This window comes from Cupriavidus sp. Agwp_2, assembly GCF_040784895.1.
In the GTDB taxonomy this organism is placed as follows: domain Bacteria; phylum Pseudomonadota; class Gammaproteobacteria; order Burkholderiales; family Burkholderiaceae; genus Cupriavidus.
The window spans coordinates 1,780,837-1,806,316 of the sequence record NZ_CP088084.1; the positions used below are offsets into that span (position 1 = coordinate 1,780,837).

General features: G+C 67.5%; 22 protein-coding genes. 13 read left to right on the top strand and 9 right to left on the bottom strand.

Features of this window, described 5'->3' with window-relative positions:
• The first annotated feature begins 194 nt into the window (after positions 1 to 194).
• A complete protein-coding gene (locus tag LPA45_RS25810) occupies positions 195 to 1,232 on the top strand; it encodes an AI-2E family transporter (protein WP_116323679.1) in 1,038 nt (345 codons plus the stop codon).
• Between the two features lie 148 nt (positions 1,233 to 1,380).
• Here LPA45_RS25810 and LPA45_RS25815 read toward each other — a convergent pair whose 3' ends face one another.
• Positions 1,381 to 2,052: a FadR/GntR family transcriptional regulator gene (locus tag LPA45_RS25815; protein ID WP_317921711.1), complete on the bottom strand. Its 672-nt coding sequence runs from the start codon at positions 2,050 to 2,052 to the stop codon at positions 1,381 to 1,383.
• Positions 2,053 to 2,233: 181 nt separating this feature from the next.
• Here LPA45_RS25815 and LPA45_RS25820 point away from each other — a divergent pair, with 181 nt between their 5' ends.
• The 4 genes from LPA45_RS25820 (at position 2,234) to LPA45_RS25835 (ending at position 7,022) form a co-directional block, all read left to right on the top strand.
• Positions 2,234 to 3,016: a (Fe-S)-binding protein gene (locus tag LPA45_RS25820; protein ID WP_317921710.1), complete on the top strand. Its 783-nt coding sequence runs from the start codon at positions 2,234 to 2,236 to the stop codon at positions 3,014 to 3,016.
• The gene (locus LPA45_RS25825; RefSeq protein WP_116323676.1) at positions 3,013 to 3,732 is read left to right on the top strand and encodes an LUD domain-containing protein; all 720 of its coding nucleotides are present in this window, start codon (positions 3,013 to 3,015) and stop codon (positions 3,730 to 3,732) included. The genes LPA45_RS25820 and LPA45_RS25825 overlap by 4 nt, the downstream gene beginning before the upstream one ends.
• Positions 3,729 to 5,174 (top strand): LutB/LldF family L-lactate oxidation iron-sulfur protein, encoded by a 1,446-nt coding sequence (locus tag LPA45_RS25830; protein ID WP_317921707.1) that lies wholly within the window; start codon positions 3,729 to 3,731, stop codon positions 5,172 to 5,174. Before LPA45_RS25825 ends, LPA45_RS25830 begins: the two co-directional genes overlap by 4 nt.
• Positions 5,175 to 5,321: 147 nt before the next feature.
• Positions 5,322 to 7,022, top strand: coding sequence for a lactate permease LctP family transporter (locus LPA45_RS25835; protein WP_317921706.1), 1,701 nt, complete (start codon positions 5,322 to 5,324; stop codon positions 7,020 to 7,022).
• Positions 7,023 to 7,115: 93 nt separating this feature from the next.
• Here LPA45_RS25835 and LPA45_RS25840 read toward each other — a convergent pair whose 3' ends face one another.
• The 3 genes from LPA45_RS25840 to LPA45_RS25850 all read right to left on the bottom strand — a co-directional run bounded on the left by LPA45_RS25840 (position 7,116) and on the right by LPA45_RS25850 (position 11,185).
• Positions 7,116 to 8,246 (bottom strand): CaiB/BaiF CoA-transferase family protein, encoded by a 1,131-nt coding sequence (locus LPA45_RS25840; RefSeq protein ID WP_317921704.1) that lies wholly within the window; start codon positions 8,244 to 8,246, stop codon positions 7,116 to 7,118.
• 41 nt (positions 8,247 to 8,287) lie between these two features.
• Entirely contained in the window at positions 8,288 to 9,262 is a 975-nt protein-coding gene (locus tag LPA45_RS25845; RefSeq protein ID WP_116323672.1) for a tripartite tricarboxylate transporter substrate binding protein, read from the bottom strand.
• Between the two features lie 123 nt (positions 9,263 to 9,385).
• Positions 9,386 to 11,185 (bottom strand): acyl-CoA dehydrogenase family protein, encoded by a 1,800-nt coding sequence (locus LPA45_RS25850; protein WP_116319300.1) that lies wholly within the window; start codon positions 11,183 to 11,185, stop codon positions 9,386 to 9,388.
• A 132-nt stretch (positions 11,186 to 11,317) separates the two neighbouring features.
• Here LPA45_RS25850 and LPA45_RS25855 point away from each other — a divergent pair, with 132 nt between their 5' ends.
• Genes LPA45_RS25855 through LPA45_RS25875 form a run of 5 tightly spaced genes read left to right on the top strand, consistent with a single transcriptional unit; the run spans position 11,318 to position 15,197 of the window.
• A complete protein-coding gene (locus LPA45_RS25855; protein ID WP_317921701.1) occupies positions 11,318 to 12,310 on the top strand; it encodes a LysR substrate-binding domain-containing protein in 993 nt (330 codons plus the stop codon).
• A 54-nt stretch (positions 12,311 to 12,364) separates the two neighbouring features.
• Entirely contained in the window at positions 12,365 to 12,667 is a 303-nt protein-coding gene (locus LPA45_RS25860; protein WP_317921699.1) for a hypothetical protein, read from the top strand.
• Positions 12,667 to 12,996, top strand: a complete 330-nt coding sequence (locus tag LPA45_RS25865) for a FeoA family protein (RefSeq protein ID WP_317921776.1) — start codon at positions 12,667 to 12,669, stop codon at positions 12,994 to 12,996. The genes LPA45_RS25860 and LPA45_RS25865 overlap by 1 nt, the downstream gene beginning before the upstream one ends.
• 13 nt (positions 12,997 to 13,009) lie before the next feature.
• Complete coding sequence (gene feoB, locus LPA45_RS25870) at positions 13,010 to 14,869, top strand: ferrous iron transport protein B (protein ID WP_317921697.1); 1,860 nt, start codon at positions 13,010 to 13,012, stop codon at positions 14,867 to 14,869.
• Positions 14,870 to 14,882: 13 nt separating this feature from the next.
• Positions 14,883 to 15,197: a DUF6587 family protein gene (locus LPA45_RS25875; RefSeq protein WP_116319294.1), complete on the top strand. Its 315-nt coding sequence runs from the start codon at positions 14,883 to 14,885 to the stop codon at positions 15,195 to 15,197.
• A gap of 532 nt (positions 15,198 to 15,729) precedes the next feature.
• On the opposite strand, the gene LPA45_RS25880 is transcribed toward LPA45_RS25875, so the two are convergent.
• Positions 15,730 to 17,034: a hypothetical protein gene (locus LPA45_RS25880; protein WP_317921695.1), complete on the bottom strand. Its 1,305-nt coding sequence runs from the start codon at positions 17,032 to 17,034 to the stop codon at positions 15,730 to 15,732.
• A gap of 646 nt (positions 17,035 to 17,680) precedes the next feature.
• Here LPA45_RS25880 and leuA point away from each other — a divergent pair.
• Positions 17,681 to 19,378: a 2-isopropylmalate synthase gene (gene leuA / locus LPA45_RS25885; protein WP_199414575.1), complete on the top strand. Its 1,698-nt coding sequence runs from the start codon at positions 17,681 to 17,683 to the stop codon at positions 19,376 to 19,378.
• Between the two features lie 352 nt (positions 19,379 to 19,730).
• Positions 19,731 to 20,375 carry an OmpW family protein gene (locus LPA45_RS25890; RefSeq protein WP_116319288.1) on the top strand — a complete coding sequence of 215 codons (645 nt, stop codon included), beginning with the start codon at positions 19,731 to 19,733 and terminating at the stop codon, positions 20,373 to 20,375.
• An 80-nt stretch (positions 20,376 to 20,455) separates the two neighbouring features.
• Here the strand turns inward: LPA45_RS25890 and LPA45_RS25895 are convergent, their stop codons facing one another.
• Positions 20,456 to 21,943 carry an AMP nucleosidase gene (locus LPA45_RS25895; RefSeq protein ID WP_317921693.1) on the bottom strand — a complete coding sequence of 496 codons (1,488 nt, stop codon included), beginning with the start codon at positions 21,941 to 21,943 and terminating at the stop codon, positions 20,456 to 20,458.
• Between the two features lie 188 nt (positions 21,944 to 22,131).
• Between LPA45_RS25895 and LPA45_RS25900 the strand changes: the two genes are divergently transcribed.
• Entirely contained in the window at positions 22,132 to 22,521 is a 390-nt protein-coding gene (locus LPA45_RS25900; protein ID WP_116319286.1) for a GNAT family N-acetyltransferase, read from the top strand.
• A 240-nt stretch (positions 22,522 to 22,761) separates the two neighbouring features.
• Here LPA45_RS25900 and LPA45_RS25905 read toward each other — a convergent pair whose 3' ends face one another.
• The 3 genes from LPA45_RS25905 to LPA45_RS25915 all read right to left on the bottom strand — a co-directional run bounded on the left by LPA45_RS25905 (position 22,762) and on the right by LPA45_RS25915 (position 25,468).
• Positions 22,762 to 23,796 carry an MBL fold metallo-hydrolase gene (locus tag LPA45_RS25905; RefSeq protein WP_376790654.1) on the bottom strand — a complete coding sequence of 345 codons (1,035 nt, stop codon included), beginning with the start codon at positions 23,794 to 23,796 and terminating at the stop codon, positions 22,762 to 22,764.
• A 272-nt stretch (positions 23,797 to 24,068) separates the two neighbouring features.
• On the bottom strand, positions 24,069 to 25,037 hold the full coding sequence (locus LPA45_RS25910; protein ID WP_116319283.1) for a tripartite tricarboxylate transporter substrate binding protein: 969 nt from the start codon (positions 25,035 to 25,037) through the stop codon (positions 24,069 to 24,071).
• 35 nt (positions 25,038 to 25,072) lie between these two features.
• On the bottom strand, positions 25,073 to 25,468 hold the full coding sequence (locus LPA45_RS25915) for a hypothetical protein (RefSeq protein WP_376790655.1): 396 nt from the start codon (positions 25,466 to 25,468) through the stop codon (positions 25,073 to 25,075).
• Positions 25,469 to 25,480 lie beyond the last annotated feature (12 nt).

Sequence of the window (25,480 nt, forward strand, 5' to 3'; positions counted from 1 at the left end):
ATATAGCGGACGCGATCATCCCGCACGCCCCGGGCATTCCGGGCCCTGCAGCAAACTGGTCGTCCCCACCATCCGGCCGGCCAACACCGACCGGCTCTGGGGCAATCGTCCCGCTACTTGCCTAACCCCGCCACCGCCCCGACAATCGAGCGCTAGCCTGGCCAAATCCCATCAATGCCGGAGGGACCGTAAACATGAAAGACCCCGACCCGACCAACGCCCCGCGTCTGCTGCCGGCCGCGTGGTATAGCGTCGGTGCCGTCGCCTATGTCCTGACCGCTCTGGCGCTCTGGACGGTGCTCCATGTCAACCTGGTGGCAGCGTTGTTGTCCGGGCTCCTGCTGTATTCGCTAGTGGATGTGCTGGCGCCGCGGCTGAAGCGGCTGAACCAGCGGCACGATGCGCTGGCGGTGGCGATCCTGTCGGCGTTAATCCTGCTTGGTCTGTCGCTGGCCGGCTGGCTGCTGGTGCGCTTTGTCAGCGGGGAAGGGAATACGCTGGATGGCCTGCTCAATCATGTCGCGGACATCATCGACCAGTCGCGCGGACAGTTGCCGCCGTGGCTCAGTGATGCGCTGCCCAACGGCGTGGACGAACTGGCCAATGCGTTGATCGAAGCACTGCGCGCGCATGCGGCCATGGCGCAGAAGCTGGGGGCGGAGGTGTTGCGCACGCTGGTGCATATCCTGATCGGCCTCGTGATCGGCGCGATGGTGGCGCTTTACCGCGCGGTGGCGCGGCCGAACCGCCGGCCGTTGGCAGCGGCGCTGGTAGCGCGGGCGCGAACGCTGCAGCAGGCGTTCTCGCAGTTCATCTTTGCGCAGATCCAGATCTCGACGATCAATACCGTACTGACCGCGCTCTACCTGCTGCTGGTGCTGCCGCTGTTCGGCGTGCACCTGCCCCTGTCGAAGACGCTGGTGGTCATAACCTTCGTGGCCGGCTTGCTCCCGGTGCTGGGCAACCTGATTTCCAACACGGCCATCGTGGTGGCGTCGCTGTCAGTGTCGCTGCCGATCGCGGTGGCATCGCTGGTGTTCCTGGTGGTGATCCACAAGCTGGAGTATTTCCTGAACGCCCGCATCATCGGGGCGCGCATCCAGGCGGCGGCGTGGGAGCTGCTGATGGTGATGCTGCTGATGGAGACGCTGTTCGGCATCCCCGGCGTGATTGCCGGGCCGATCTTCTACGCCTACCTGAAACGGGAATTGGCCGGTGCCGGCCTGATATGACCGGCGCCCTGGCCTTTGCCCGCAGGACAACGCAGCGGGACAAAGCGGTCACGCAGGCATGGAGCAAAGTGCTGCAGCCGTCGCTGGCACTGGAGACAGTGCCGATTCCCGCGCCGTAGCGCGCGCTGGTCGGACCAATTTCGCAGACTCAGCTGCCGTCCTGCTCCACCCGGCTGCGCACGAAATCGATATGCGTCTGCATGGCCGTGCGTGCCTCTTCCGGCCGGCGCGCGCAGATCGCGTCGCATAGCGTGCGGTGCTGCAGCAGCAACAGTTCCGAGGCGCTGTCGTCCTGCTCGCGCAGCCCGGTGCCGTTGATGGTGATGTGTTCGCGCAGCATGCCGATCACGCTGGTATGCAGGTGCAGGAACATGGTGTTGTGCGAGGCCAGCGCGATGGCGTCATGCAGGCGCGCATCGGCATCGGCCTCGGCTTCCTTGTCGTCGGCGGTGCGGGCGCGTTCGAGTTCGGCCATCAGGGTGCGGATGCGCTTGACGTCGGCGGCGTCGGCGCGCAGCGCGGCGAAGTAGGCAGTCGCGCCTTCCAGAACGCGGCGGAATTCCAGGATGTCGTCGCGCAGCGCGGGATGGTCGGCCACCAGCTGGCCCCATGGCGACGCGATGCCGGCACGCAGCTGGTCGGTGGCATAGACGCCCGCGCCGTGCCGGCTTTGCAGCAGGCCGCGCGCGGCCAGACGCTGGATGGCTTCGCGCACGGTGTTGCGCGCCACCGCGTACTGCTCCGCCAGCACGCGCTCGGCCGGCAGCCGCGTACCCGGCGGCCAGGTGCCGTCGAGCAGCGCGGTTTCCATCTGGCGCATGACCGCCTCCACACGCCCGCGGGTGCGCCCGCTCCTTTGTGCCGCCACCGTCATGCCGTCCGCCCCGTTCCCCTCGCCCCGCAGATTGGTCCAACCAATTTGAACCGCCGCTCGGAAGCGGGAATTATGCGCCCAAATGTGCGACGCCAGCAGCGCAACCCCAGCACATCCGGAGCGAGACATGAAGGATCGTCAGTACCCCACCGGCCCTGCCCCCACGCAGGCCTACCTGTTTGCCACCTGCCTGGTCGACCTGTTCGTGCCGCAGGCCGGGCTCGACGCCGTGCGGCTGCTCGAACGCGAAGGCCTCACCGTACACTTCCCGCGTGCGCAGAGCTGCTGCGGCCAGCCGGCCTACAGCAGCGGCAACCCCGATGCCGCCCGTGCAGTGGCGCGCGCGCAGCTGGACCTGTTCAGCCAGCCGTGGCCGGTGATCGTGCCGTCGGGTTCGTGCGCCGGCATGATGCGCCACCACTGGCCGCAATTGTTCGCCGACGATCCGGTGGCCGGCCCAAAGGCGCGCGCACTGGCCGAGCGCATCTACGAGCTGGGCGAATTCCTGCTCCATGTGCTCCATGTCGATTTCCACGATGCCACGCCGCCGGGCCAGGCGGCTGAGCGGATCGTGCTGCATACCTCCTGCGGCGCCCGCCGCGAAATGGGTACGCGCCAGCATGGCGTGGCGCTGGTCGATGCATTGCCGGGCGTGACCCGCGTCGAGCATGCGCGCGAATCGGAATGCTGCGGCTTCGGCGGCACGTTCTCGCTCAAGCATCCCGATATCTCCGGCGCGATGGTGCGCGACAAGGTTGCGTCCGCCTGCGCCACCGGCTGCGAGCGGCTGGTGTCGGCCGACTGCGGCTGCCTGCTCAATATCGGCCACACCGCCGCGCACGACGGTGCGCCGCTGCAGGTCGAGCACCTGGCCAGCTTCCTGTGGCGTCGTACCGGAGGTGCCGCATGAGCACGCCCGGCGCCCGCGAACGCATGCTCGGCCGGCTGCGTGCCGCCGCCCCCGCACCTGCGTCCTCCACCGCTGAACTGGATCGCCGCATCGATGGCCATTTCGAGGCGCGCCGGCACGGCGCTCCGACCGTCGACGAGCTGGTCAATGCATTGGTCAACGCAATGCGCACCGCACTGGAAGCCTCGCACGCGGAAGTCTGGTGCACCGATGAACAAGCCTGGCCCGCGCTGCTGGCCACGGCGCTGGCCGAAGCCGGCGTCCGGCGCCTGCTGCTCGATCCGTCAAGCCGCGCCGGCGCGGCGCTCGCCGCCGCACTGCCGGCGCAGGTCGAAGCCATCGGCTACGACCGTCCCATCGAAGCCTGGAAAGCAGAACTGTTCGACACCGTCGACGCCGGTTTCACCGTGGCGCGTTCGGGCATTGCGGCCACCGGCACGCTGATCGTTGCACCGGATGCGGGTTCACCGCGCACGGTATCGCTGGTGCCGCCGCTGCATGTGGCGCTGGTGCGCGCATCCACGCTGCACCAGGACCTGCACTTGGCCGCGCGCGCCGAACGCTGGCGCGACGGCATGCCGACCAACCTGGTGATGATCTCGGGCCCGTCCAAGACTTCCGATATCCAGCAGACGCTTGCCTACGGTGCGCACGGCCCGCGCCGGCTGTGGGTCGTCATCGTGCAGGACATCGACCATACGGAGGCCGCGCAATGAGCCAGAGCACGCTGCATTTCGTCGCGCCGCAAGACTTCAAGGCGCGTGCGCGCGAGGCGCTGGACGACCCCAAGCTGCGCCAGAGCTTCCGCGGCGCGATGGACTTCCTGCAGGGCAAACGGCTGGCTCAGTTTCCCGATGCCGATGAACTGGAACGGCTGCGCGACCTGGGCGAAGCGGTACGCCAGCACGCGCTCGCCAACCTGCCGGACCTGCTGGTGCAGCTGGAAGACAAGCTCACCGCCGCCGGCGTGCATGTCCACTGGGCGGAGACCGCCGACGACGCCAACCGCATCATCCACGGCATCGCGGCAGCAAGGCAGGCCAGGCGCGTGATCAAGGGCAAGTCGATGGCCAGCGAGGAAATCGAGCTGAACCATTACCTGGCGGAGCGCGGCGTCGAATGCATCGAGTCGGACATGGGCGAGTACATCGTCCAGCTGGCGGGCGAGAAGCCCTCGCATATCGTGATGCCGGCGATCCACAAGACCAAGGGCGACATCGCCACGCTGTTCGAGCAGCATATCCCCGACACGCCCTATACCGAGGACGTCGACGCGCTGATCCAGACCGGCCGCCGCGCGCTGCGGCACGCGTTCGTCGGCGCCGACATTGGCCTGTCCGGCGTCAACTTCGCCGCGGCGGATACCGGCACGCTGTGGCTGGTCGAGAACGAAGGCAACGGCCGGCTTTCCACCACGGTGCCCGATGTGCATATCGCCATCATGGGCATGGAAAAGGTGGTGGCGAAGCTCGAGCACATCGTGCCATTGTCGAGCCTGCTGACGCGCTCGGCCACGGGCCAGGCCATTACCACGTACTTCAACCTGATCTCCGGCCCGCGCCGCGACGGCGAGCGCGATGGCCCGCGCGAAGTGCACCTGGTACTGCTCGACAATGGCCGCACGCAGGCCTATGCCGATGCACAGCTGCGCGCCACGCTGCAGTGCATCCGCTGCGGCGCGTGCATGAACCACTGCCCGGTCTATACGCGCATCGGCGGCCATGCCTATGGCACCACCTATCCCGGGCCGATCGGCAAGATCATCTCGCCGCATTTGCTGGGACTCGAGGCCACCGCTGACCTGCCCACCGCATCCAGCTTGTGCGGGGCCTGCGGCGAGGTATGCCCGGTGCGCATCCCGATCCCGCAATTGCTGGTGCGCCTGCGTACCGAAGCCAACCGCGATCCCGAGGAACAGGTGGCCAATCCGCTGCGCGGCCAGGGCGCGAAGTACAGCAAGGGTGAGCACCTGGTGTGGCGGTTCTGGAGCGGGGCGTATTCGCACCCGGCCACTTACCGGCTGTTCCGTTGGGCGGCCACGCGGCTGCGTGCGCTCGCGCCGTCGAAGCAGATGGGATGGACCCAGCATCGCACGCCGCTGAAGCCGGCGGCGAAGAGCCTGGCGGATCTGCTCAAGGAAAAGGGGCAGCCGGAGTAGGCGCCGCCCTGAGTTTGTCAGCTGTCGATTGTGTGCTCCCTCTCCCGCTTGCGGGAGAGGGAGCACACCAGCGGTTGCTCTCATGCCGCCGCGATTGCCAGAACTACAAAGATTTTTCGAAACACCATTGAAGTAGGAGACTAAGCCGTGCAACCCTGGACCCAACTCTATACGCCGCTAGGCAGCCTGTGGCTGTCGGCGCTGGCGGCGGCCATTCCCATCCTGTTCTTCTTCTTCGCGCTGGCCGTGTGGCGCATGAAGGGCCATGCCGCCGCCGCGGTGACGTTGCTGCTGGCGCTCGGCGTGGCGATCTTCGCATACGGCATGCCGGTGCAGCAGGCGCTGGCCGCGGCCGGCTTCGGCTTTGCCTACGGGCTGTGGCCGATCGCATGGATCATCGTGACCGCGGTGTTCCTCTACAAGATCGTGGTCAAGACGGGCCAGTTCGACATCATCCGTGCCTCGGTGCTGTCGATCACCGACGACCAGCGCCTGCAGATGCTGCTGATCGGCTTTGCCTTCGGCGCCTTCCTGGAAGGTGCGGCAGGCTTCGGCGCGCCGGTGGCGATCACCGCAGCGCTGCTGGTCGGCCTGGGCTTCAATCCGCTGTATGCCGCGGGCCTGTGCCTGATCGCCAATACCGCGCCGGTGGCGTTTGGCGCGATGGGAATTCCCATCATCGTGGCCGGGCAGGTCACGGGCATCGATCCCTTCCTTATCGGCGCGATGGCCGGCCGCCAGCTGCCGCTGTTGTCGCTGCTGGTGCCGTTCTGGCTGGTGTTCATGATGGACGGCGCCAAGGGCGTGCGCGAGACCTGGCCGGCGGCGCTGGTGTGCGGCGGCAGCTTTGCCGTGACGCAGTACTTCACTTCCAACCATATCGGGCCGGAACTGCCGGACATCACCTCTGCGCTGGTCAGCCTGGTGTCGCTGGCGGCGTTCCTGAAGGTCTGGCAGCCGCGCAGCGCTTCGCAGCGCGCGGGCGGCACGGCCAGCGGCGGCACCGTGGCGCTGGCCGGCTTCGGCGGTGGCTTTGGCGCTGCCCCGGTGAGCCGCAAGGCATCGCCCTACACGCTGGCGCAAACGCTGCGGGCCTGGGCACCGTTTGGCATCCTGACGGCTATCGTCACGGTATGGAGCCTGCAGCCGTTCAAGGCACTGTTCGCCGCCAAAGGCGTGCTGGCGGGCACGGTGCTGAAGTTCAAGGTGCCGGGGCTGGACCAGATGGTGATCAAGGCCGCGCCGATCGTGGCGACGCCCAAGGCGTATGACGCCGTGCTGAAGCTGGACCTGCTGTCCGCCGTGGGCACCGCGATCCTGCTGACCGCGCTGATCTCGGCGGTGCTGCTGCGCATGAAGCCGCGCGACCTGGTTGCCACCTTCGGCGAGACGCTGGTGGAACTGGCGCGCCCGGTGCTGTCGATCGGGCTGGTGCTGGCCTTTGCCTTCGTCGCCAACTACTCCGGCATGTCCTCGACGCTGGCGCTGCTGCTGGCCGGCACCGGCGCCGCGTTCCCGTTCTTCTCGCCGTTCCTCGGCTGGCTGGGCGTGTTCCTGACAGGATCGGATACGTCGTCCAACGCGCTGTTCTGCGCACTGCAGAACACGACGGCACATCAGATCGGTGTATCGGACACGCTGATGGTGGCGGCCAACACCACCGGCGGCGTGACCGCGAAGATGATCTCGCCGCAATCGATCGCGGTGGCCTGCGCGGCGACGGGGCTGGTTGGCAAGGAGTCGGAGCTGTTCCGATTTACCGTGAAGCACAGCCTGCTGTTTGCGGTGATCATCGGAATCATCACTGTGGTACAGGCCTATCTGTTGCCGGGGATGATTCCGGGCTGAGGTGTGCCAAAGAAGCTGCGGCTCAAGTGCCATTGACCAGGCTGTGGCGCCGGCACTGAGCCGCGGCCTGCAGGCGCCGCAGGCCGTAGGGACCTACTGGCCGTCCGAGAGAAACGCGTCCCCCTCGCTCAACGGCGCATACCGGTAACTCGCCGGCGTCCGGCTCAGCTTGACCGGCGCGCCCAGGCCCTTGTAGCCGCCTTCCATTTCCACCACCATCTCGCGGTGCAGCGTATGTGGATGCTGCAGGGCGTCGGCAACGGACAGCACCGGTGCGCACGGCACGCCCGCGGCGACCAGCGTGTCGGCCAGCGTCTTGCCATCGTGCTTGCGCAGGTGTGTCTCCAGTTCGGCCTTCAGCGCCACGCGGTTCACCGAACGCGCACCCGCGGTGGCATAGCGTTCGTCATCTGCCAGCACCGGCACCTGCAGGTGTTCGCACAGGATGCGGAACTGCCGGTCATTGCCGACCGCGAGGAAGATCGGGTCGGTGGCAGTGGCCACGGTGTCGTACGGGTAGATGTTCGGATGCGCGTTACCGGTACGCTGCGGGGTCTTGCCGCTCATGAACCAGTTGGCCGCATGCGGATGCAGCAACGACAGGCCGGAGTCATACAGTGCCGCCTCGACGAACTGCCCGCGCCCGCTGCGCGCTCGCTCCTGCAACGCCAGCAGCACGCCGATCGCGGCATTCAGTCCGGTGACCATGTCGACCACCGGCAAACCCACGCGCAACGCATCGCCATCGGCTTCGCCGTTGATGCTCATGATGCCGGACATCGCCTGGATCGCTGCATCGTAGCCGGGCAGGCCGCCCAGCGGGCCATCCGCGCCGAAGCCCGACACGCGGCAATGCACCAGCCGCGGGAAGCGCGCCGACAGTACGTCATAGCCCAGCCCCCACTTCTCCATCGTGCCGGTCTTGAAGTTCTCGACCAGTACGTCGGCATCGGCCAGCAGGGCCAGCAGGACTTCGCGCCCGCCTTCCGTGGTCAGGTCCAGCCGCATCACCCGCTTGTTGCGGTTCAGGCCGAAGTAGTACGACGCCACGCCGTCCTTGAACGGCGGGCCCCAGGTACGGGTGTCGTCGCCCTGGGGCGGTTCGATCTTGAGCACGTCGGCACCGTGGTCGCCGAGAATCTGGCCGCAGTACGGGCCGCCCAGGATGCGCGACAGGTCGACCACGCGGATGCCGGCAAGCGCGCCGGGGCTGGATTGGGTCATGGCTGGCTCCTCTTTGCTTAGTCGCTTGGTCGCTTGGTCACCTAGTCAAGCTGCGCGCCGGACTTCTGCACCACGGCGCGCCACTTGCCGACCTCGGCCTTGACGAAGCCCCCAAGCTGCTCCGGCGTGGTCGACGGCGCGAATTCCAGGCCTTGCGCCTGCAGCGTCTTGCGCACCTCGGGCTGCTTGAGCGCATCGGCGAAGGCGCGGTTGAGCTTGCCGATCACTTCGGGCGGCGTGCCCGCCGGCGCCACCACGCCGAAGAAGACCGAGACGTCAAAACCCGGCACTCCCTGTTCGGCGACAGTCGGCACATCCGGCAGCGCCTGCGAGCGCGCCTTGGTGGTGACGCCCAGCGCGCGCACCTTGCCGCTCTTGATAAAGGGCATCGCGGTCAGCACGTCGGTGAAGGTCATGCTGACCTGGCCGCCGAGCAGGTCGTTCAGCGCCGGGCCGGTGCCCTTGTACGGGATATGCTGGAAGTCGGTGCCGGTGACGTTGTTGAACAGCACGCCGGCGAGGTGGGACGACGCGCCGTTGCCGGACGAGGCATAGGTCAGCTTGCCCGGATGCGCCTTGCCGTAGGCGATCAGCTCGTTGACGTTCTTCGCCGGCACCGAGGGGTTCACCACCAGCACGTTGGGCAGCTGGCCGATCTGGATGACCGGGGCAAAGCTCTTGACCGGGTCGTAGTTGATCTTGCGATAGAGGCTGACGTTGATCGCCAGCGGCGCCGAGGTGCCGAACATCAGCGTGTAGCCGTCAGGCTCGGCGCGCGCGACCACTTCCGCGCCGATATTGCCGCCGGCGCCTGCGCGGTTTTCCACCACCACCGGCTGGCCCAGGCTGGTCTTGAGCGCGGCGGCCAGCGTGCGCGCCATGGCGTCGGTCGGACCGCCCGGCGGGTAGGTAACGACCATCATGATGGGCTTGGTCGGGAAGTCCTTCTGCGCGAAGGCGGGGGCGATGCAGAGCGAGCACGCGGCAATGGCCGCGAAGCGGTGCCAGAGTTTCATGGCGTTGTCTCCTGGTGTAGGACGTCTCCCGCGGGGGCGGGATGGTTGGGGCATCTTCGGGGCGGGGTGCTCCCTCTCCCGCCAGCGGGAGGGGGGGCAAACAATGGGTTCTTCTTGGTGGCGTCAGAACACGTTGACGTCGGCGACCGCGCCGGCTGCGCGCACCACGCCATCGGCGGGGGGCGCCACCGTTTCGGCCAGCCATTCCGGCTCGACGCTTGCCGCCAGTGGATCCTGCGGCAGCACACGGTGGCGCAGCACCAGCTGCGCCAGGCGCATGCGGCGCACCGAGCCGATGCGGCCGGCTTCCCACGCCATCGCCACCGCAGTGGTCACGTGGTACAGCGCGGAAGCGGCCTGGCGCGCCAGCAGGTCGCCGTCGGCGCCGGCCTCAGCGGCGTGCGCGGCCAGTTTCGCGGCAGCGGCGATGGCGCCTTCGAACGTGGCGCGTGCGTGCGCGTGCATCGGCGTATCGGCCAGCAGCCCGGCCAGGTGAGCCTGCAGCACCGGCAGCGCGCCTTCGCGGCGGATCGCGCGCAGCACGTCGAGCGCGACGATATTGCTGGTGCCCTCCCAGATCGAGCCGAGGTGGGCGTCGCGCACCAGGCGCGGGTCGCTCCATTCCTCTATGTAGCCGCAGCCGCCGCGGATTTCCATCGCGTCGCCGGTGACCTTGCGCGCGTCGCGGCAGGCGCGGAACTTGATCAGCGGTGTCAGGATGCGCATCAGCGGGTAGGCGTCGGCTTCGCCGGCATCGGCGCGGCGCAGCGCCTCGGCGGTCTGGAACACCATGGTGCGGGCCTGCTCGGTGGGCAGCGTCAGCTTGAGCAGCTGGCGGCGCATCAGCGGCATGTCTTCCAGGCGCTTGCCGAAGGCGCGGCGTTCATGCGCGATGAACAGGCCCTCGGTCAGCGCGCGGCGCATCAGGCCGGCGGCGCGCACGCCGTTGGACAGGCGCGAGTTGTTGATCATGTCGGCCATCTGCACGAAGCCGCGGCCGGGTTCGCCGACTAGATAAGCGTGCGCGCCTTCGAGGCGGATCTCGCCGCTGGCCATCGAGCGCGTGCCGAGCTTGTCCTTGAGCCGGATGACACGGTAGTGGTTGTCGCTGCCGTCGGCCAGCTTGCGCGGCAGCAGGAACAGCGACACGCCCTTGTGGCCGGAGACGGCGTTGCCGGCTTCGTCTTCCACGCGCGCCAGCACCATAGCCAGCGCGGCGTCGGGGTTGGAGCAGAACCACTTGTCGCCGAGCAGGCGCCAGCCGCCCTCGGCGCCGGCATCGCGCACCGCTCGCGTGGCGGTGGCGGCCACGTCGGAACCGGCGCCCTGCTCGGTCATGAACATGGCGCCCTGGTACAGGTCGTCGAACACCTGCGTGGTCAGGTTGGGCAGGAATTTCCCGACCAGTGCCGGATCGCCGAACTTGCGCAGCGTGCGCGTCAGCGAATCGGTCATCGACAGCGGGCAGCACAGGCCAAACTCGGCCTGCACGAACAGATAGGTGAGTGCGTACTTCGCCGCCGGCGGCATGGGCTTGTCCCAGCCGAGCACGCCACCGCGGTGCGAAGCGGCGGCCAGCCCGAATTCGGCGAACGCCACGCGCTCCAGTTCCACGTAGGCAGGATGCTTGTCGATGCGCTGCGCGTCGACGCCGCTGCGGGTGCGGTAGCTTAGCGTCGGGGGATTGTGGTCGGCCACGGCGGCCAGTTCGTCGAGCACGCCGCCGGCCAGTGCGCCCATGCGCTCCAGGTGTGGCAGCAGATGGTTGAACAGATCCGCCGGCAGGTAGAGCGGCAGTAATGCACGCAACTCGGGGTCGGCGGCGAACAGGCTGCCGCCCTGGCGGTCGGGCACGGGATGGGCGGCGGCGGGGCTGTCGGGCTGGGCGTGAGGTGCGGTATCGCGCACGGCGCTGTTCGGCATGTCGGGTCTCCTGGTCGGGTGGACCGGCATGGTTGACGAACACGCTGCGGCCCTTTGATCTGCATTATTCAAACCCCAAGGATTTGCGTCTAATTCTAAAATTGGCTCGATCCATATAATTTTTGTATCGTCATGGAATTCCGCCACCTGCGCTATTTCCTTGTGCTGGCAGAGGAACTGCACTTCGGCCGGGCCGCGCGCCGGCTCGCCATTTCGCAGCCGCCGCTGTCGCTGAACATCCAGCAGCTAGAAGCCTCCGTCGGGGCCCGGCTGTTCGACCGGGACAGCCGCGGCGTGCGCCTGACCGCGGCCGGACGCGCTTTTCGCGAATCGGCCACGGCTTTGCTGGCGCAGGCCGAGGCGGCGCGGCTGCTGGCGCGCGAGATCGAAGCGGGCGCCATCGGCCGGCTGCGGGTGGGCTTTGTCGGCTCGATGCTGTATCGCGGCCTGCCGCAAACCCTGCGCGCCTTTGAGGCGGCTTACCCAGGCATCCAGGTGGCGCTGACCGAACTGAACTCGCAGGAGCAGATCGATGCGCTGCTCCATGACGAACTCGACGCAGCGTTTATCCACACCGGCCGCGTGCCCGACCCGCTGCAGGCAACGCGGGTGCACGCCGAACCGTTCGTCTGCTGCCTGCCGGCAGACCACCCGCTCGCGGCGCAGCCGGAACTGGCGCTGGCGGACTTGCGCGGCGAGGCCTTCGTGCTGTTCTCGCGCAAGGCCTCGCCCGACTACTACAGTCGTATCTTCGATATGTGCGCGGCCCAGGGCTTTTACCCGCAGATCCGGCACGAAGTGCGCCACTGGCTCTCGGTGGTGTCCCTGGTCTCGCAGGGAATGGGGGTGGCCGTGGTGCCGGCGGCGCTGGCGCGCTCGGGCATGGCAGGCGCGGCGTTCCGGCCGCTGGCGGGCACGGCGGTACGCTCCGAAGTCTATTGCGTGTGGAAGACGGCGCCCGACCATCCCGCCCGCGACAACTTTGTGGCGATGGTGGCCGCGCAGGTAGCGTCCACGGAGGCAACGTCCAAAGAGGCAACGCATCAAAGAAAAAGCCACCGGCACGATGGCCGATGGCTTGTGAAGTACGCGTGGAACGGGGTGTTCAGCGTGCTTGCAGCTTAACTCCGCAGGCTTGCGGCATCCAATAACGCAAATGCAGTAATTGCATCGCGCTGCATGAAACCTGTTGCATTAGGTTTCGGACAGCCGAACTTTGCAACGATGGCGCGCATGTGTGCCACCGCGCGGACATGGCCACCGCGCGGCCTTAAGCTTGGCCCCTCCGCGCGCGCCGTCACCGGTTATCATTCGCCTCCTGCCGCGCAGCGGCATGGCGGCTGGCGTGCCCGCCACTTGTGGGGCATCGTCATGCCCTATTTGCGATACAATGAAAACGATTTTCATTTACGTACCCGGCGAGGTCATGCCGGCCGCATCACGGCCGCGTCGGACGACCGCGCCAACGGACTGGAAGCATGATGCGGTTGTCTGAACTTCCACGGCGCACGCCCGCCGTAGTGCAATCGGTGGACGACGCCACGCCCGGCGACCCGGTTGCGCGCCGCCTGCGAGAGCTTGGCTTTGTGCCCGGCGAGATCGTCCAGGTCATCGCCTATGGCCCCTTCGGCATGGATCCGCTGGTCGCGCAGATCGGCTTTACGCGCTTTGCGCTGCGCCGCGTGGAAGCGGCGCGCATCGGCATCGAGCTTGCCAGCGCCTCGGTGACCAGCATCGCGCCCGCCGAGGCGGGCGAACAGGCCGGCGCCACGGCGTCCACACCGAACGAGCGGACCAAGCGGACCGCCTGAGCCCTTCCGGAATATGTCTGCAGCAGCTTCCCCGACTCCTGCCCTGCGCATCGCGCTGGTAGGCAATCCCAATTGCGGCAAGACCGCACTGTTCAACCGACTGACCGGCAGCCGGCAGAAGGTGGCCAACTACGCCGGCGTGACCGTCGAGCGCAAGGAAGGCCATTTCGTCTCGCCGGCCGGACGCCAGGTGCGCATCCTGGACCTGCCGGGTGCCTACAGCCTGCATGCGGCCAGCCTGGATGAAGCCATCACGCGCGACGTCTGCATGGGCGTGCGCGCCGGCGAGCAGCGGCCCGACCTGCTGGTGTCGGTGGTGGATGCGACCAACCTGCGCCTGCACCTGCGCTTCGTACTGGAACTGCGCCGGCTGGGCCTGCCGATGGTAGTGGTACTCAACATGAGCGACGCCGCCGCGCGCCGCGGCATCCAGATCGACCGCGACAAGCTGGCTGCCGCGCTGGGCGTGCCGGTGGTCAGCACCGTGGCGGTCAGGCGCGACGGCGCGGCAGCGCTGCTGGCTGTGCTCGACGGCGCCCTGCCCGCCGCGCCGCCGTCCACGCCCGAGCCCGCCAACGATGTCGACGTGCATACCGAAGTCAACCGCATGCTGGCCGCGGCGGTCAGCATGCCGGCGCGCACCGCGGCGCTGGACGACCGGCTCGACCGCATCGTGCTGCACCCGGTGTTCGGCCTGCTGCTGCTGGCGGTGCTGCTGTTCCTGATGTTCCAGGCAGTGTTCTCGTGGGCCGAGCCGCTGATGGACGGCATCGAGGGCGGTGTGCACTGGGCCGGCGAACTGCTCGGCGCGCATATGCCCGACGGCCTGCTCAAGAGCCTGCTGGTCGACGGCCTGATCGCTGGCCTGGGCAGTGTGGTGGTGTTCCTGCCGCAGATCCTGATCCTGTTCCTGTTCATCCTCACGCTGGAGGAATCGGGCTACCTGCCGCGCGCGGCATTCCTGCTGGACCGGCTGATGATGGGCGCGGGCCTGTCTGGCCGTTCTTTCATCCCGCTGCTGTCGAGCTTTGCCTGCGCGATCCCCGGCATCATGGCCACGCGCACGATCCAGGATCCGCGCGACCGCCTCACCACCATCCTGGTGGCGCCGCTGATGACCTGCTCGGCACGGCTGCCGGTGTATGCGCTGCTGATCGGCGCCTTCATCCCGGAGCGCACCGTGCTGGGCCTGTTCAACCTGCAGGGGCTGGTGCTGTTCGCGCTGTACGTGGCCGGCATCGTCAGCGCGCTGGTGGTGGCCTATGCGCTCAAGTTCTTCCGCCGCGACCGCACCGACCATCCGCTGCTGATGGAGCTGCCGTCGTACCGCATCCCCCATGTGCGCGACGTGGCCATCGGCCTCTGGGAGCGTGCCCGCATCTTCCTGTCGCGGGTGGGCAAGGTGATCCTGACGCTGACCGTGCTGCTGTGGTTCCTGTCGACCTTCCCGGCGCCGCCGGAAGGCGCGACTGCGCCAGCCATCGATTACAGCTTCGCCGGCATGATCGGCCACGCGCTGCAGAAGGTGTTCGCGCCGGTGGGCTTCAACTGGCAGATCTGCATCGCGCTGGTGCCGGGCCTGGCCGCGCGCGAAGTGGCCGTGGGCGCGCTGGCGACGGTGTACGCGCTGTCTGGCAGTGAAGACGCCATGGCCGCGCAGCTGGCTCCGATGATCGCCTCGCAGTGGTCGCTGGCCACAGCGCTGGCACTGCTGGCGTGGTTCGTGTTCGCGCCGCAGTGCATCTCGACGCTGGCCGTGATCCGGCGCGAAACCAACTCGTGGAAGGTCATGGCCGCGTCGGTCGTGTACCTGACCGGGCTGGCCTACCTGGCCGCGTTTGTGACCTATCGCGTCGCGCTGCTGTTCAGCTGACACCATCGCCGCCATGACGCTCTACCACGCCATCGAAACGCTGCTGGTCCCGCTGATCGTGCTGGCGTGCGCGGTATCGGTGCTGGCGCGCTATGCGCCGCGCACGCGCGAGCGCGTCAAGGGCGCGCTCGCGTCGCGCCTGGGCGGCGGCGCCGCGAGCGGCTGGCGCGGCCGACTGGTACGCTGGCTCGCGCCGCAGGCTGCCTCAGGCTGCGCCAGTGGCTGCGACGACGGCGGCTGCAACACCTGCGGGTCCAACACCGCCAGGGCCACTGACGCGCAGGACAAGCCTGCCGAGCAGGTCGTGCGCTTCGTGCGCAAGCGCTGAACGGCGCGTCTTTTTCCTCTCCTTCCCCCGTCCTTTCCCTCTCCTTTTCCCTCCATTCCCCCTCTCGGGGTTCGTTTACTCCGTCACGCAGAAATGGGTACGCCCGCTGCTCGCGCGGGATGCGCTGGCAGCGGTTTGCACGCATTCGTGCGTGTCCCTGGGGGCTCCCTGAGCGGGCTAGCGAGCGTGTGTCGCAGGCCGTGCCGGCCTGTTGAGTGGGGCGCAGAAATGGGTACGCTTTGCGTGCGAGGCATGGCCGGCGTGGGCTCCGATGCTGGTAAAGCGCGCGGTTGTGGGGCCTGTTCGGCGGGCGATGTTGCGGACGGAAGATGCTTTTCGCCGTCACGCAGAAATGGGTACGCTTCGGGAGAAATGCCGTCGTCCTGGAGCCGCCGGCTCTCACCCCCTGGCCCGCTCCCGCGAGCGTGGGAGGGGAGCAAACCAGTGGTGACGCGGGGCCGCCGATGCCGCGCCAATGCAAAACGCCCTCCGGATCGGAGGGCGCTTCACTTGCGCGCGGGAACGTTGCTGCTTACTTGACGGTACCGACGAAGACCAGCTTCAGCTGCATGTTGTCGGCGATCACCGTGCAGGTCGCGGTGATGGTGAAGTCGCCGGGAGCCGTTCCAGTGGCGCGCATTTGGTTCGGCATTGGCAGCAGAGCCGGGCTCAGCGATACCGGTCCGGTGCTGACCCATGCCCAGTTCTGGCACGTGGCAGCCTGTGCATCATCGCCCAGGTGCTTCATGCGCGCGGTTACCTCGATCGGCAGCGCTTGCAGCAGCGTCAGCGGTTGCTGGGTGTCGCTGACCAGCGCCCAGGTCGGATTCTCGGTCACGGACAGGCCGGCCGAAGGACGCACGCCCAGCTTGGTGCTGACGGCGGTCACCGTCAGTGTGCTCTGAACCGGACCAGTGCCCTTGACCAGGCTGCTGCTGACCGTGGCGTCGTGCGTACCCGCGGCTTCCGTCGTCGACAGCGTCGGCGAGGTGGCAGTGTAGGTCCAGGTGCCGTCGAAGTCGGCCGTCACGTCCTGGCCGTCGTTGCGCAGCACGCGCGAGGTGAAGTTGGCCGGGCGTTCGCTGAACACCTGCAGCGCATCCGCCGGCTGGCCCTTGCTAGTGGTCACCACGCGATAGGTCGCCGAGCCGTTCTTCGCGACCGTCACCACGATGAGGCCGCCGATCGCGCGGCCATCCGGCGCGGTGACCGACACCGACACGTCAGCCGTCGCCGCCGCGGTGGTCGAGCTGTTGCTCGCCTTCAGCGTGGCGCTGTTCTGGTTGGCCGTGACCTGGACCGCGGTAGCGCTGCTTGCCCACGCCCAGCTGTTGACGCTGGCCGAGACGTCATTGCCATTGCTGTCGATCAGCGACACCTTGACCGGCAACTCCTGGCCATCGCTCATCGACAGGCTGGTATTGGGGATCGACAGGCTGTAGCTGACCGCGGAAGCCGGCACCACGGTAATGGTGGCCGTCTGCGCCGGCAGCGTGGTCGTCGTGTTGTCGGCGTTCTTGACCGTCGCGACCACCTGCACGGTGGTGGTGCCGGTGGCGATGCCATGTACCACGGCACTGGCGGGCGTCGCGGCGACGGGCTCGACCGTGGCAACGCCACGGTCGATGCTGCTCCAGGTGAACACCGTATTGCCGCTTGCGTCGTTGCCGTTGCTGTCGACGGTCATCGCGCTGATCGTCAGCGAGCGGCCGACGCCCACCTCGCCCGCGGTCGCGCTCATCTTGACGCTGAAGGTCAGCGGCGTGGCCGCGGCCGGGGTGGCGGGCGTACTCGAGCCACCGCCACCACCGCCACACGCGGCCAGCAAGAATGTCATGGCAGTGCCTGCCAACCAGGTTGCCCACGTTCTCAGTCTCATGATGTTCCCCCGTATGTTTTTTCCCGCGCTACCAGCCTAGGCGCAACGCTGCCAGCGCAATACCGGCCAGATGACTGAGGCATAACGTACGGAATCGGCGTCTGACTCATCCATTCAGAGCACAGGCGACCGTCTTTCGGGTGAGGCGGACAAGCGCGAGGGATGCATCGGGCCGGCATGTCACCGCCGTTTGGCGCAGCCCTTCCCCCGACCGGGTTCGGACGCGTGGCAGGCGCTTGACCGCAATTCAGCGCGCTTGACCGCCGCCGGCCTTGTCGTCTAACCTTGCCAGGTCATGCCGCGCCCGCCGCGTGCGCAACACCGAAGAGCGGCTCCTGCCCTCATCATTCCGGCTCGATGAACCTCTACGCCAGTACCCTCCGCCAGGCTGCCGATGCGACCCGCATCGCTGTCCGCGCGCGCGTGCTGGCTGCCCTGGCATCGGGCCGCGCCCTGCGCGCTTCCTCGCTACTGCTAAGCCTATCGATCGGTTGCCGGGCCTAGCGCCCCGTGGCAGTTCGGCAGCCTTTCGCCACCCTTTTCCGTTTTTCTTTTTTTGTATCTTCCTTATCTTCCTTAGCGAGGAAGGAGTCCGCTCATGCCCATGCTCAGCCATCCCGCCACCAAGTACCAGCCCGCCGCCACCGTAGACATCCCCGACCGTACCTGGCCCAGCCGCCGCATCACGCGTGCGCCGGCCTGGATGAGCACCGACCTGCGCGACGGCAACCAGTCGCTGATCGAGCCGATGAGCACCGCGCGCAAGCTGCGTTTCTTCGAGCAGCTGGTGAAGATCGGCCTGAAGGAAATCGAGGTGGCCTTCCCGGCCGCGTCGCAGACCGACTTCGACTTCGTGCGCATGCTGATCGAAGAAAAACGCATCCCCGACGACGTCAGCATCGTGGTGCTGACGCAATCGCGCGAAGACTTGATCCACCGGACGGTGGAGTCCGTGCGCGGCGCCGCGCGCGCCACCGTGCATCTCTACAATCCCATCGCGCCGGCGTGGCGGCGCATTGTCTTCAATGCCACACGCGAGGAGATCAAGGAAGTAGCGGTCTCGGGCACGCGCCTGATCAAGTCCCTGACCGACGCCATGCCCGAGACCGCATGGACCTACGAGTACTCGCCCGAGACCTTCAGCCTGGCGGAGCTCGATTTCTCGCTGGAGGTCAGCGACGCGGTCTCCGCGACGTGGGCAGCCGGTCCTGGGCGCCCCTTGATCCTGAACCTGCCGACCACGGTGGAATGCAGCACGCCCAATGTGTTTGCCGACCAGGTCGAATGGATGCACCGGCGCCTGGCGCGGCGCGAACACATCGTGCTGTCGGTCCACCCGCACAACGATCGTGGCACCGCGGTGGCTGCCGCCGAACTGGCGGTGATGGCGGGGGCCGATCGCGTGGAAGGCTGCCTGTTCGGCAATGGCGAGCGCACCGGCAACGTCGACCTGGTGACGCTGGCGCTGAATCTCTACACGCAGGGCGTGGCGCCCGGCCTCGATTTTTCCGATATCGATGAAGTGCGCCAGTGCGTCGAGCATTGCAACCAGCTGCCGGTGCATCCGCGACATCCATACGTGGGCGACCTGGTCTTCACCGCGTTCTCCGGCTCGCACCAGGATGCAATCCGCAAGGGCTTCGCGCAGCAGCAGCCCGGGGCGGTCTGGGAAGTGCCGTACCTGCCGATCGATCCCGCCGACCTGGGCCGCAGCTACGATGCGGTAATCCGCGTCAACAGCCAGTCGGGCAAGGGCGGCATGGCCTTCCTGCTCGAGCAGGTGCATGGCATCTACATGCCGCGCCGGCTGCAGATCGAGTTCAGCCGCGCGGTGCAGGCCATGACCGACGATACCGGGCTGGAAGCGAGCGCGGACGACCTGTATGCGCTGTTCAGCCGCGAGTACCTGGAGCAGGAAGCGCCGTTGCGCTATGTTTCGCACCAACTGGTGTCGGACAGCGGCGGGGCGGTGGAGATCGAAGTGCAGATGGTGCGCGACGGCCAGCCCTGCAGCGTGCGCGGCAGCGGCAACGGACCCATCGATGCTTTCGTCAATGCGCTGGACCTGCCGGTGCGCGTGATGGACTACCACGAGCACGCGATGACCGCCGGCGCCGACGCGCGCGCGGCGTGCTATGTGGAAATCCGGGTGGGCGATTCGCCGACGGGATTCGGCGCGGGCATCGATGCGAACCTGGTCACGGCGTCGCTGCGCGCGGTAGTCTCGGGCGTGAACCGGCACCTGCAGGCCGGCTTTGGCGTGGCGCGGCGCCAGCCGGCAGACGAGGCCGCCGCGGCCTGATACCACGCTTGCCGCAAGGGGATCCGAAGAAAACCGGTGTGCCCCGCCCCCACGGGGCACACCCGGAAAGACGCCCTTGCGGACGCCCACGACATGCTCGGTGCGTCGGCGCCCGCCTCGCCTGGAAGCTTGCGGACGCTGATTTCCTGCACAGCGTAAGGGCTGGCGCGCCGGCGCGCCACGAATGATTCCGCATGTGGTTATTAGCGGAGGATTGCTGCCCCAATACCGTTGTCGCGCGATCGCGACGCACCGTGTGTGGCGGCTTCCCGACTTGTTCTGCATCAAGGTCCGCACGGAGCCGCTCGGCCAAACTGGCCGCGGACTCCTTACCAGACCAAGACAAAACATCATGAACAAGCTCTCTCTCCGTACCCGGGTTACCTGCTCCGCCATCGCCGCCTGCGCCATGCTTGGCGCGTTCTCCGCGCCCGCGATGGCCGCCGACGATGCGCAAGGCAACTGGATGGTGCGCCTGCGCGGCACCTACCTCGACATGGCCAACAGTTCGGATCCGGTCGGCGGCGTGGGCGCATCGGATCGCATCACGGTCAACAACAAGTGGATCCCCGAACTCGACGTCACCTACTTCTTCACCCCCAATATCGCCGCCGAGCTGGTCCTGACCGTACCGCAGAAGCAGAATGTCTACCTCGACGGCAGCAAGATCGGCACCTTCAAGCATCTGCCGCCGTCGCTGCTGGTGCAATACCACTTCATCCCCAACGGTACTTTCCGCCCGTATATCGGCGCGGGCCTGAATTTCACCCGTATCTGGGGCGAGAACCTCGCCAACAACGCGCTGCAACTCGACAGCTGGAGCGTGGGTCCGGCGCTGCAGATCGGCATGGACTACAAGCTGACCAGGAACTGGTTCCTGAATGCCGACATCAAGAAGATCTGGCTGTCGAGCGATGTGAAGGCCGGCGACGTCAAGGTGTCCAAGGTGAGCCTGGACCCGTGGCTGTTCAGCATGGGCGTGGGCTACCGCTTCTGAGCGGCCACTGCGACAGTAAAAAAAGGCCGGCGCCATCGGGCGCCGGCCTTTTTACGTTGGCCGTGGGAAAACGTCGCGACCTAGCGGAACGCAGGCTCGTCGAAACTGCGCAGCTTGCGCGAATGCAGCTGCTCGACGCCGTTCTCGCGCAGGATGCGAATTGCTTCCAGCCCGATGGTCATGTGCTGGCTGACACGCTGCCGGTAGAACGCATTGGCCATGCCGCGCAGCTTGAGCTCGCCATGCAGCGGCTTGTCCGACACGCACAGCAACGTGCCGTAGGGTACGCGCAGGCGGAAGCCGTTGGCGGCCACCGCGGCGCTTTCCATGTCGATCGCGATCGCGCGCGACTGGTTGAAGCGTGCGTACAGCGACTTGGACTTCAGCTCCCAGTTGCGGTCGTCGGTGGAGACCACGGTGCCGGTGCGCATGCGTGTCTTCATCTCGTTGCCCGACAGGCCGGTGACGCGCGCCACCGCTTCCTGCAGCGCCACCTGGATTTCGGCGATCGGCGGCACCGGCACCCAGGGCGGGAGGTCGTGATCGAGCACGTGGTCGTCACGCACGTAGGCGTGCGCCAGCACGTAGTCGCCCAGCTGCTGCGAGCGGCGCAGGCCGCCGCAGTGGCCGACCATCAGCCAGCAATGCGGGCGCAGCACGGCGAGATGGTCGGTCATGGTCTTCGCGTTGGACGGGCCCACGCCGATATTGACCAGCGTCACGCCCAGCTTGTCCTCGCGCACCAGGTGGTAGGCCGGCATCTGCGGCAGCGCGCGCGGGCGGGTCGCATCGTCCGGCTCGGCGCCGCCGAGGTCCTGCACCACGTCGCCGGGCTCGACGAAGCGGGTGTAGCCGCCGCCGTCGCTGCTGCTCATCAGCCCGCGGCCCAGCGCGACGAATTCATCGACATAGCGCTGGTAGTTGGTGAACAGCACAAAGCGCTGGAAATGCTGCGGCGCCGTGCCGGTGTAGTGGTACAGCCGCTGCAGCGCCAGGTCCACGCGCTCGGCGGGGAACAGCGACAGCGGCCAGGCCTCGCCCGGGATCGGCTCGTAGGTGCCGTTGGCGATGCCATCGTCGATGCGGCTCAGCTCGGGCAGCACGAACGAGGCCTCCAGTTCGCGCGCCTGGGTGTAGCTGATGTCGGTGGTCGAGGCCTCGATCACGAACGGCAGCGGGATCGGGCGCCGGCTCAGGCCCACGACCACCGGAACCCGGTGGTAGCGCATCAGCCGTTCGATCTGGTCGCGGTAGTAGTCCGCCAACAGGTCGGGACGGGTCACCGTGGTGCCATACACCCCGGGGTAGGCCACCGTGCCCCACGAGGGGCGGCTGTCGGTGACCATGGTCTCGATATTGACCGAGATCCCCAGGTACGGATAGCACGCGTGCGCGGCCGATGGCAGCGGCTTGCCGCTGGCGAAAGCTTCGAAGCGCGCGCGCACCGCCCCGACCGAAGCGTCGTAGATGTCGCGGATGCGCGCCAGCGCCGCATCCGCGTCAGGAAATTCGGCGAGCTGGTCGGCCGGATGGGCTGAGGAGAAGACGGGGGCATTCATGCAGGCCATGATACCGCGCCCGCGCGCTGGCGTGAGCAGCACCCCCACCCAGCCGGAAGCCAAATTGACGCGCCCGCGCCCGCTCGCTACACTCCGCCAATTGTGCGGCACGGGTTCCCGTGCCGTTCTCGACTCGCGGCGCCCCTGGTGGCAAGGGGCGGCGAGGGGCCGTACATGCTTTACTGGGAGAGCCGCCAATGGAAATCCGTAACCTGTTGCCCGGAGACATCGAGGCAGCCAGACAACTACTGATCGCCAATGGCTGGTCCAACCGGATAGGCGGTCCCGACAAGTTCGCGCGGCTGGTGGCCAATTCCCAGCGCGTGGCCGTGGCGGTGGAAGACGGCGAGATCGTCGGCTTCGCCCGGGCCCTGTGCGACGACGTCTCCGACGGTTTCCTGTCGATGGTTGCCGTGGCCCCGAGCCACCGCCGTCGCGGCATCGGCCGCGCGCTGGTGCGCTACGTCATGGGCAACGATCCCGATATCACCTGGGTGCTGCGCGCGGCGCGCTCTTCCGAAGCAGCGTTCTTCGGCCAGCTCGGCTTTACGCCGTCGATGGTGGCGATGGAGCGGCGCCGGCCCTGACCTGTGCCGGCCATCCTCGAATGATCCTCGCGCGCCTCACTGCGCGCCCATCTTGCGCCGGAATTCCTCGGCCGTACCAACCTGCCTGAACAGCGGGCCGCCCGGCGCGGGCAAGCGTACCCATTTCTGCGGCCATCGGCCTGAGGGTTTCACCGGGTGGCGCGAGGCGGACAGCACGGGGAATCCGGCCTTGACCCACAGTCCGCCGATGGCGCCCAAGGCGCAGGCGTGCGCCCCGGACTATCGATCCGCCCGGATCGGCCCGTACTCGGCCGGCACCCAGGTATAGCCGGCGGCGTCGCGACGCACATGGCCCAGCCCCGGGAACGGCAGGTGCGCGCCGCCCACCCACAGCTTGCCCTTGGCCGCATCGGCCAGGATGCGCTTGCGCGTGATCACCGCGGCGTGGCTGTCGGTATCGAACTCGATCGCCACCTGCGGGCGGCGGAACTGCACCGCATGGCTGTGGATGATGTCGCCCCACAGCAGCAGGGTGTCCTTGCCCGAGGTGAACAGGTAGCCACTGTGGCCCGGCGTATGCCCGTAGGCGGGCAGCGCGCGCGCGCCCGGGATCGGTTCGGCGCCGTTACTACCATGGAAGGTGCGGAACCGGTTCGCCGCCTGGTACGGCGCGACCGCGGCGCGTGCCATCGCGAACAGTCCCTGTGCTTCCTTCGGCGCCGCTGCGGCATTGGCTTCGCTGAGCCAGTAGTCGGCGTCGGCCTTGTCGACATAGACCGTCGCGTTCGGGAAGGCCGGCTGCCCGTTGGCGGCGAGGCCACAGGCATGGTCGCCGTGCAGGTGCGTCAGCAGCACGGCGTCGACCTGTTCCGGCGCATAGCCCGCCGCGCGCAGGTTGTCGCCGATGCGCCCGAGCGTGGGACCGAAACATGCCGCCGCACCGGAATCGACCAGCACCAGGCTGCCGCCGGTATTGACGAGGTAGGCATTGACCGCCGTCTGCATGCCCGGTGTCGATTCGACGAACATCCGTGCCAGCAGGCTCTGCACCTCGCGCGCGCTGGTGTACTTGAGGATCCGCGGATCGAGGTCGATGTAGCCGTCGTACAGCGCGGTGACCTCCAGCTGGCCGATCATCATGCGGTAGTAGCCCGGCACCTGGGTCTTCTGCTGCGCCGCCGCGGCATGGGCGGTGCCGATCGTGGCCGGCAGCATGGTGGTGGCCATCGCGGTGGCCGTTGCGACGACCATGGCGAATGCCGGCAGGCGCGGGACCTTGTGCCTGGCGTGGCGCGCGGCGGACTGCAGCGTCATGTCTGGTTCCTTGTTGTTGATTGTTGTTGGTTGTTGTCGAGGGAGACAGCGTGGGCCGGCGAGTACACCGGCCGAAGGCGTATGTTAAGCCGGATGGCGACTCACCGGAAACGCAGGCCGGACGCGGCGGACAGCGACAATCAGAAACCAGGAACGACACAGCGAAGCCACGCAGAAATGGGTACGCCCAGCAAAAGCGTACCTACTTCTGCGTAAAAAACGGGGCCACGTGGCCCCGTTTTCCATTCATGCGAGCTTGCAGCGGCCCATCGTCATTCAGGCTGGATATTCGCCGCCTTGATGATGCGGCCCCACTTGCCGGACTCCTGCGCCTGGAATTTCGCCAGCTCGGCGGGCGTGCTGGTAAACACCTCGGTCCCTGTCGACTGGTAGAAGCTTGCCGCGGTCTCGCTGCGCGCTGCCTTCACCATGATCGCGTTGAGTTTGGCCACTACCGGCTGCGGCGTACCGGCCGGCGCATAGGCCGCGAACCAATAGCTCATCTCGTAGCCCTTGACGCCGGCCTCGTCGATGGTCGGCACGTCGGGCGCCAGCGGCGAGCGCGCCTTGCCCGACACGCCCAGCGCGCGCAGCTTGCCGCTCTTGACCTGCGGCAGGCCCGTGGCGGTGTCCGTGATCATCATCTGGATCTGGTTGCCAAGCAGGTCGGTGATCGCCAGTGGGTTGCTCTTGTACGGCACGTGCAGCAGCTCGACATGCGCCATCTGCTGGAACAGCTCGCCGGCGATGCGCGACGACGAGCTACCGCTGCCGAAGCTGAGCTTGCCCGGCTGCTTCTTCGCCAGCGCGATGAACTCGCCCACGGTCCTGGCAGGCACCTGCGGATTGACCACCATGATCTGGCCGCCGCGCCCCAGCGCGGTCAACGGCGCATAGTCCTTGACCGGGTCGTAGGGCAGCTTCTTGAACAAGTGCTCGTTGGCGGCATGCGTGGTGTTGGTGCTGATCAGCACGGTGTAGCCGTCGGGCGCGGCCTTGGCGACGTCCGACGCCGCGATAAAGCCATTGGCGCCCGGCTTGTTGTCGACGACCACGGTGACCTTGCTGTCCAGCGTAATGGCCTGGCCGATGGCACGCGCGAGCTGGTCGGTGGCGCTGCCGGCGGCGAACGGCACCACGAAGCGGATCGGCTTGTCGGGGAATTCGGCCCACGCCTGTCCGGCGGGCAGGACCAGTGCGCACAGCGCGACGGCTGCCAGTGGCTTGAGGAATCGGTGCATCGTTGTCTCCTGTCGAAATCGTTGTTGGTGCGGATTCAGGCTGCGGCTGGCGCATGCGCCAGCCGCGGCGGCAGCGGTATCTGCAGTTGCAGCAGGCGGAACGACAGCGCCTTGCCGTGGGTATCGAGGTTGAGCGCGTCGTTGACGCCACCGTCGAGCACGCCGTCGATGACGAAGTTCATCGCTTGCAGCGACGGCACCAGGTAGCGCGTGACGGCGCTGGGCCGGCGTTCGCGGAACAGCGCGCGCACGGCGTCCTCGGTGACGTGGGCGACCAGGTGCTCGTAGTCGCGCGCGTCGTAGGCGATCACGCTGATGTTGGAACGGTCGCCCTTGTCGCCGGTGCGGCCGTGGGCGAACTGGTAGAGCGCGGCGGTGGCGCCGGTGGGGGCGCCGGTGGGGGCACCGGTCATGGCGTCGATCGTGTTCATGGCGTCGTCCTC

What these genes read in the sequence shown, in the direction of transcription:
- LPA45_RS25810 (WP_116323679.1), top strand. Translation starts at nt 195, where the DNA reads ATGAAAGACCCCGACCCGACCAACGCCCCGCGTCTGCTGCCGGCCGCG.
- LPA45_RS25815 (WP_317921711.1), bottom strand. Translation starts at nt 2,052, where the DNA reads ATGCGCCAGATGGAAACCGCGCTGCTCGACGGCACCTGGCCGCCGGGT.
- LPA45_RS25820 (WP_317921710.1), top strand. Translation starts at nt 2,234, where the DNA reads ATGAAGGATCGTCAGTACCCCACCGGCCCTGCCCCCACGCAGGCCTAC.
- LPA45_RS25825 (WP_116323676.1), top strand. Translation starts at nt 3,013, where the DNA reads ATGAGCACGCCCGGCGCCCGCGAACGCATGCTCGGCCGGCTGCGTGCC.
- LPA45_RS25830 (WP_317921707.1), top strand. Translation starts at nt 3,729, where the DNA reads ATGAGCCAGAGCACGCTGCATTTCGTCGCGCCGCAAGACTTCAAGGCG.
- LPA45_RS25840 (WP_317921704.1), bottom strand. Translation starts at nt 8,246, where the DNA reads ATGACCCAATCCAGCCCCGGCGCGCTTGCCGGCATCCGCGTGGTCGAC.
- LPA45_RS25845 (WP_116323672.1), bottom strand. Translation starts at nt 9,262, where the DNA reads ATGAAACTCTGGCACCGCTTCGCGGCCATTGCCGCGTGCTCGCTCTGC.
- LPA45_RS25850 (WP_116319300.1), bottom strand. Translation starts at nt 11,185, where the DNA reads ATGCCGAACAGCGCCGTGCGCGATACCGCACCTCACGCCCAGCCCGAC.
- LPA45_RS25855 (WP_317921701.1), top strand. Translation starts at nt 11,318, where the DNA reads ATGGAATTCCGCCACCTGCGCTATTTCCTTGTGCTGGCAGAGGAACTG.
- LPA45_RS25860 (WP_317921699.1), top strand. Translation starts at nt 12,365, where the DNA reads ATGAAACCTGTTGCATTAGGTTTCGGACAGCCGAACTTTGCAACGATG.
- LPA45_RS25865 (WP_317921776.1), top strand. Translation starts at nt 12,667, where the DNA reads ATGCGGTTGTCTGAACTTCCACGGCGCACGCCCGCCGTAGTGCAATCG.
- feoB (WP_317921697.1), top strand. Translation starts at nt 13,010, where the DNA reads ATGTCTGCAGCAGCTTCCCCGACTCCTGCCCTGCGCATCGCGCTGGTA.
- LPA45_RS25875 (WP_116319294.1), top strand. Translation starts at nt 14,883, where the DNA reads ATGACGCTCTACCACGCCATCGAAACGCTGCTGGTCCCGCTGATCGTG.
- LPA45_RS25880 (WP_317921695.1), bottom strand. Translation starts at nt 17,034, where the DNA reads ATGACATTCTTGCTGGCCGCGTGTGGCGGTGGTGGCGGTGGCTCGAGT.
- leuA (WP_199414575.1), top strand. Translation starts at nt 17,681, where the DNA reads ATGCTCAGCCATCCCGCCACCAAGTACCAGCCCGCCGCCACCGTAGAC.
- LPA45_RS25890 (WP_116319288.1), top strand. Translation starts at nt 19,731, where the DNA reads ATGAACAAGCTCTCTCTCCGTACCCGGGTTACCTGCTCCGCCATCGCC.
- LPA45_RS25895 (WP_317921693.1), bottom strand. Translation starts at nt 21,943, where the DNA reads ATGGCCTGCATGAATGCCCCCGTCTTCTCCTCAGCCCATCCGGCCGAC.
- LPA45_RS25900 (WP_116319286.1), top strand. Translation starts at nt 22,132, where the DNA reads ATGGAAATCCGTAACCTGTTGCCCGGAGACATCGAGGCAGCCAGACAA.
- LPA45_RS25905 (WP_376790654.1), bottom strand. Translation starts at nt 23,796, where the DNA reads ATGACGCTGCAGTCCGCCGCGCGCCACGCCAGGCACAAGGTCCCGCGC.
- LPA45_RS25910 (WP_116319283.1), bottom strand. Translation starts at nt 25,037, where the DNA reads ATGCACCGATTCCTCAAGCCACTGGCAGCCGTCGCGCTGTGCGCACTG.
- LPA45_RS25915 (WP_376790655.1), bottom strand. Translation starts at nt 25,468, where the DNA reads ATGAACACGATCGACGCCATGACCGGTGCCCCCACCGGCGCCCCCACC.